This is a genomic window from Sphingomonas corticis, assembly GCF_012035195.1.
GTDB lineage: Bacteria > Pseudomonadota > Alphaproteobacteria > Sphingomonadales > Sphingomonadaceae > Sphingomonas > Sphingomonas corticis.
Map to the genome: position 1 here is coordinate 1 of NZ_JAAVJH010000046.1, position 4,268 is coordinate 4,268.

The window sequence follows — 4,268 nt, forward strand, 5'->3', positions numbered from 1 at the left end:
TCGACAACCTCACTTTAGATACCTGCTGTCCGGCCATGGCTTGCCCTGATGAAGCCTGCGGCCGCTACGCGGCCTTGTCTTCATCAGGGCCATAGCGGCTCCCGAACCAGCGCTTCCCAATGTGCTACGGCACCGATCGGCTGATCGACGTGCGTCATGCCGGCAAATGCTGGCACATCGATCCCTCCGACGAATCCGCCGATGTCGTCAGCCGCGCCTTCGGCGCGCTCGCCGCGGCGCATGCCGATCTCGGCGTCGCGCTCCGCCCCGTCGGGGTCGACTGATCCCGCCCGTGACGCACCCGGCGACATCCCGGGGACGATTCACCGCCCGCGTGAGAACGCGGTCGGTGAGGGGCGCTTCCCGCGCCCTGCCCGGCCGAAGGGCCGGGGAGGAGAGAGGGTTGAAGATGAATGTCGAGGACAAGGGGTCCAGCACGACAATCTCAGGAGACACGTCATGAACATCGGTTCGATCAAGCAGAACGAGAGCGGCATCTTCATGGGTCGCATTTCCACCCTCGCGGTCGCGATGACGATCGCGCTGAAGCCGGTCCACTCCACCAACCCGCGCGCGCCGCGCTACGAGATCCACGCGCTCACCCCCGGCCGGACGTGGGTGCAGGTCGGCGCGCTCTTCGAGCTCACCTCCAACAACACCGGCGAAGCCTTCCTCAACGGTCGCATCGACGATCCGTCGCTCAGCGCCCCGCTGCAGGTCTCGGCCTTCCGGCAGGACGACGGCTCGTACAACATCGTCTGGCAGCGCGCGCAGAAGCGTCGCGACGTCACCAGCGCGCTCGGCATCAAGGCGGACGAGGACCCCGCGCCGCCCTTCGGCGCCGACGGCAGCGACGCACCCGCCGGGGTCGCCGACGATGCCGGCGCCGCTGACGACGGTCTCGGCGAGACCACTGCCCCCGTCGAGGACGCCACTTCGCGTCGCGGTCGCGGCAAGCGCGTCGCCGAAAACGCCTGACCGGTTTGCCGGCGTCGCGCCGCTCCCTCGCGGCGCCGGCAATCACGACGGGACATCCCCCGCATCCCGTCGCCTACGGGCGGTGCCGCTACGGCATCGCCCGTTTTTTCTGCGCGCGCGGCGACAGTCTCCATTCCGGACGAAAAGAACCCTTGCAATCGATTCTCAACACAACTCCATTAGTAGCGTTGTGAACGACAAGTGAACGGAACCGACCGACCTGAAAGATTGAAGGGGAGAGGGTGGATGACAGGTAGCTGGGAGAATGGTGCCGCAGGCCCGGACGAGACCAGCATGCCACCTGCCCTGCGAGGTGCCGCCATGGCAGACCGCGTTCCCTTCTCCATCACCATCGGCGGCTCGCTCCCCGCCGACCGCCTCGATGAACTTATCGACATCGCAAACTCCGCAGGTCTTTCACCGACTTGGGACGGCGGCCCGCTCACGGTCGATCACCTGCCAGTCGGCACACCGTTGAAACTCCACGCTCACGAAGTCGCCAACGGACAGATCGACGACATCGAGGACTTCTGCTGCCATAACGACCTGCCCTTTGTACGCTGGTCGGGCGCCGCGCCGGGCTCCTTCCCGGCGGAAATCGTGGTCTGGGTCGGCGAAGGACCCCGCCGCAGCTTCACGGCCGACGATGACGAGCATGTCGTGCTGACCACCGAGGAAGCCGAAAAGGTCCAGTCGCTCGACGATCTGAAAGAACATTTCGAAACCGGCTCCTACGTCCCGCCACCGCTCGAAATCGTCAATCCAAAAAGCGAATGATTCGGTCCGACAACACTACGGTTGATTGAGGGGGCTAACGCCCCCTCACATGGGAGTTCTCAGGTCAATAGGCTGTGCGGTAGACCGTTCAGCCTCTTTCCTTCCGCACAATCATATCTGTTCTACCTTGCCGGCTCGGCTGCCAGCCGCAGCAATGAACCAAAACAGCGCGCCTGCAATAGTGCCTAGAAGGGCAATCTGGCCGACGTAATAGAAGTTCATCAGCCATCCATAAGCGGTCAAAGATCCGTTGATGACGGTTGATCGTCCACCAATGCTCGCATTGTCCGGTCGACTGAGCAGCGCGAGCCCGAGCCAGGGAAGAGCGGCGACCACTGCACCAGTTGCAGCGCAGTTGATGATCGTCGCATCGACGTGTCGGCGTAACATGAAGAACGCCGGGAGCCCGATGATGAAAGCTGGAGGGTAAGCGCCAAACACGGCAAATGCCACAGCGCTCCGCCAGATCCGTTCAAGCGGATCAGTGATGCCCTCGTATGCTGGCATAACAATAGCCATCAACAAGGCGGCTGCGCCCGGGACCACCACAAAAGCCAGAATCACCCGCCAGATCGAAGGATAGGTGCGCTTGGCTCGTGCGGCGTACATGACGCCAGCTTATCGCTTTGTCGTCGCCAATCCAGATCAATCGTCAGGGATGGTCAGAGCGTCAGGCCATGGTCGTCCTCCTCGATTCTCGGATCACTGGTCTGAGCCTGTTGCAACAAGCGTCCCGCTGACCGGTCCGCTCTAACCTCACATCCGGTCGCCGCTCGTGCGCGGCCGCACCACAATCCCGCTTGCGTCGGGTCTGGCTCAGGAGACGGGACCAACCTTTTTGTCGGCGAGTGAAGCCAAGAGGGGCCGACGGTCCGTCCACCTGGATCCGGCAGGGGCGATACCCTGCGGGAACTCGTATAGGGTAGCTCGCTCAGGCCGCCTTCAGCAGCGCGCCCTTGGGCACGACGCCGGCCGAGCTGAACTGCCACAGCGCGATCAGCAGCTTGCGGGCGAGCGCCACGATCATCACGCGCCGCACGCGACCGCCGTTCGCCTGCACCCGCTCCGCGTACCAGCGGGTCAGCTCGGACTCCGGCTGATGCCGCAGCCACAACCAGGCGACCTGGATCATGGTCACGCGCAACCGCTTGTTGCCGGCCTTGGACACGCCCTGCTCGCGGTCCATGCTGCCACTCTGCCACGGCGATGGCGCGAGGCCCGCATAGCAGGCGACCTGCCGCCGGTTGCTGAAGCTGCGGAAGAAGGCTTCGGCGTGCAGCACGCCGGCGAACTCGGGTCCGATGCCGCGGAGCTGGAGCAGGTGGGCGCTGGCCGGCTCGGCTGCCTCGTCCGTCGCCGCCTCCAGCATGGCGTCGCGTTCGCGCTCGACCTCCTTGATCTGGCGCATGACCAGCTCCAGCCGGTCCAGTTCGCGCTCGATCTCGCGCTTCACATGACAGGGCAGCGGCCGCCCGTCGCCGGTGACAAGCTCTTCCAACCGCGCCCGCCGGTTGGTGCGTAGCGGCTCGTAGTCGCCAACCCCTTGTGCGAACAGCAGGCCCTTGACCCGGTTGATGTGCCGGATGCGCTCGACTACCAGCGAGCGCCGCTCGCGGCAGACGCGCCGGCGGTCCTCGTCCTCCGCGCTCGGCACCGTCACCATCGCGCAGACCCGCGGCTCGCCGCGCTTGTAGGCGAGTAACGTGCGGACCAGCGCCTCCCCGTCCAGCTTGTCCGTTTTCGCGCGCCGGCTGCGCCGCGAGGCCGCGATCGAGGCGGCGTCGACGACGTGGCTCTCGATACCCTCGCGCACAAGGCAGCGGTGTATCCAGAAGCCGTCCAGCCCCGCCTCCTGGATGACGACCAACGGATACTGCTCGCCTGTCCGTTCCCGCGCCTTCGCCTGCAACTGCGCGAACCGCTCCAGGAGTGCCGGCACGTCGCTTCCCTTCACCTGATGCCGCGAGATGCGCTCGCCGCGTCCTGGCGACAGCGACGTCACCAGCCAGGTGGAACGGCTCAGCTCAAGCGACACGAAGATGGCGTTCAGCTGCGTGCTGACGGCGGCATGGGACGGAATGGACACGGGCGACCTCCTTCACGACAAAGCGGGAAGGTCAGTCTGCCTCAACCGGCGCCAGCCCGCGCCCATGGGATCTTTTTGTTTGCAGTACTGGCGTCAGTTCAACGCCTGCCGACGCATCGTACCGAACCGCTACCCATCGCGCCGCTGCGCGTCGCGATGATAGACGTCTCGACGAACATCCTGACATGAACGGGTTCGGATCAGCCGTGAATGCTGCTGTAGCGCCCATAGGGCGTCATTGACGGGCAGGATCGGGGCGTCCCGCCTTGTGGGCGGGACCGGGCTCTCACCGGCCCTGGTGGGCCTTGCGGAGCCCCGTGCCGGGTCTCCGCCCTTGCGGGTTTCGATCCCTATGCCGGCGCCGGGCGTCCTGCGCGCGGGCGACGGCCGCTGGTTCGCCCTCCCGGGCTCACTGGCGCGACCTTTG

The 4,268-nt window shown here is 65.6% G+C and carries 5 protein-coding genes; 3 read left to right on the forward strand and 2 right to left on the reverse strand.

All coding sequences use genetic code 11. From position 1 onward, the window contains the following. Positions 1-119: 119 nt before the first annotated feature. The 3 genes from HBH26_RS20245 (at position 120) to HBH26_RS20255 (ending at position 1,755) form a co-directional block, all read left to right on the forward strand. The gene (locus tag HBH26_RS20245) at positions 120-284 is read left to right on the forward strand and encodes a hypothetical protein (RefSeq protein WP_168136363.1); all 165 of its coding nucleotides are present in this window, start codon (positions 120-122) and stop codon (positions 282-284) included. Positions 285-459: 175 nt separating this feature from the next. After that, the gene (locus HBH26_RS20250; protein ID WP_168136364.1) at positions 460-978 is read left to right on the forward strand and encodes a DUF736 domain-containing protein; all 519 of its coding nucleotides are present in this window, start codon (positions 460-462) and stop codon (positions 976-978) included. Positions 979-1,299: 321 nt separating this feature from the next. Continuing rightward, positions 1,300-1,755 (forward strand): hypothetical protein, encoded by a 456-nt coding sequence (locus HBH26_RS20255; protein ID WP_168136365.1) that lies wholly within the window; start codon positions 1,300-1,302, stop codon positions 1,753-1,755. A 111-nt stretch (positions 1,756-1,866) separates the two neighbouring features. On the opposite strand, the gene HBH26_RS20260 is transcribed toward HBH26_RS20255, so the two are convergent. Next, positions 1,867-2,364, reverse strand: coding sequence for a hypothetical protein (locus tag HBH26_RS20260; RefSeq protein WP_168136366.1), 498 nt, complete (start codon positions 2,362-2,364; stop codon positions 1,867-1,869). Between the two features lie 322 nt (positions 2,365-2,686). Continuing rightward, on the reverse strand, positions 2,687-3,841 hold the full coding sequence (locus HBH26_RS20265; RefSeq protein ID WP_069319940.1) for an IS110 family RNA-guided transposase: 1,155 nt from the start codon (positions 3,839-3,841) through the stop codon (positions 2,687-2,689). Positions 3,842-4,268 lie beyond the last annotated feature (427 nt).

Excerpts from the sequence above, each read along its gene's own strand:
- HBH26_RS20245 (WP_168136363.1), top strand. The coding sequence starts at position 120 with ATGTGCTACGGCACCGATCGGCTGATCGACGTGCGTCATGCCGGCAAA.
- HBH26_RS20250 (WP_168136364.1), top strand. The coding sequence starts at position 460 with ATGAACATCGGTTCGATCAAGCAGAACGAGAGCGGCATCTTCATGGGT.
- HBH26_RS20255 (WP_168136365.1), top strand. The coding sequence starts at position 1,300 with ATGGCAGACCGCGTTCCCTTCTCCATCACCATCGGCGGCTCGCTCCCC.
- HBH26_RS20260 (WP_168136366.1), bottom strand. The coding sequence starts at position 2,364 with ATGTACGCCGCACGAGCCAAGCGCACCTATCCTTCGATCTGGCGGGTG.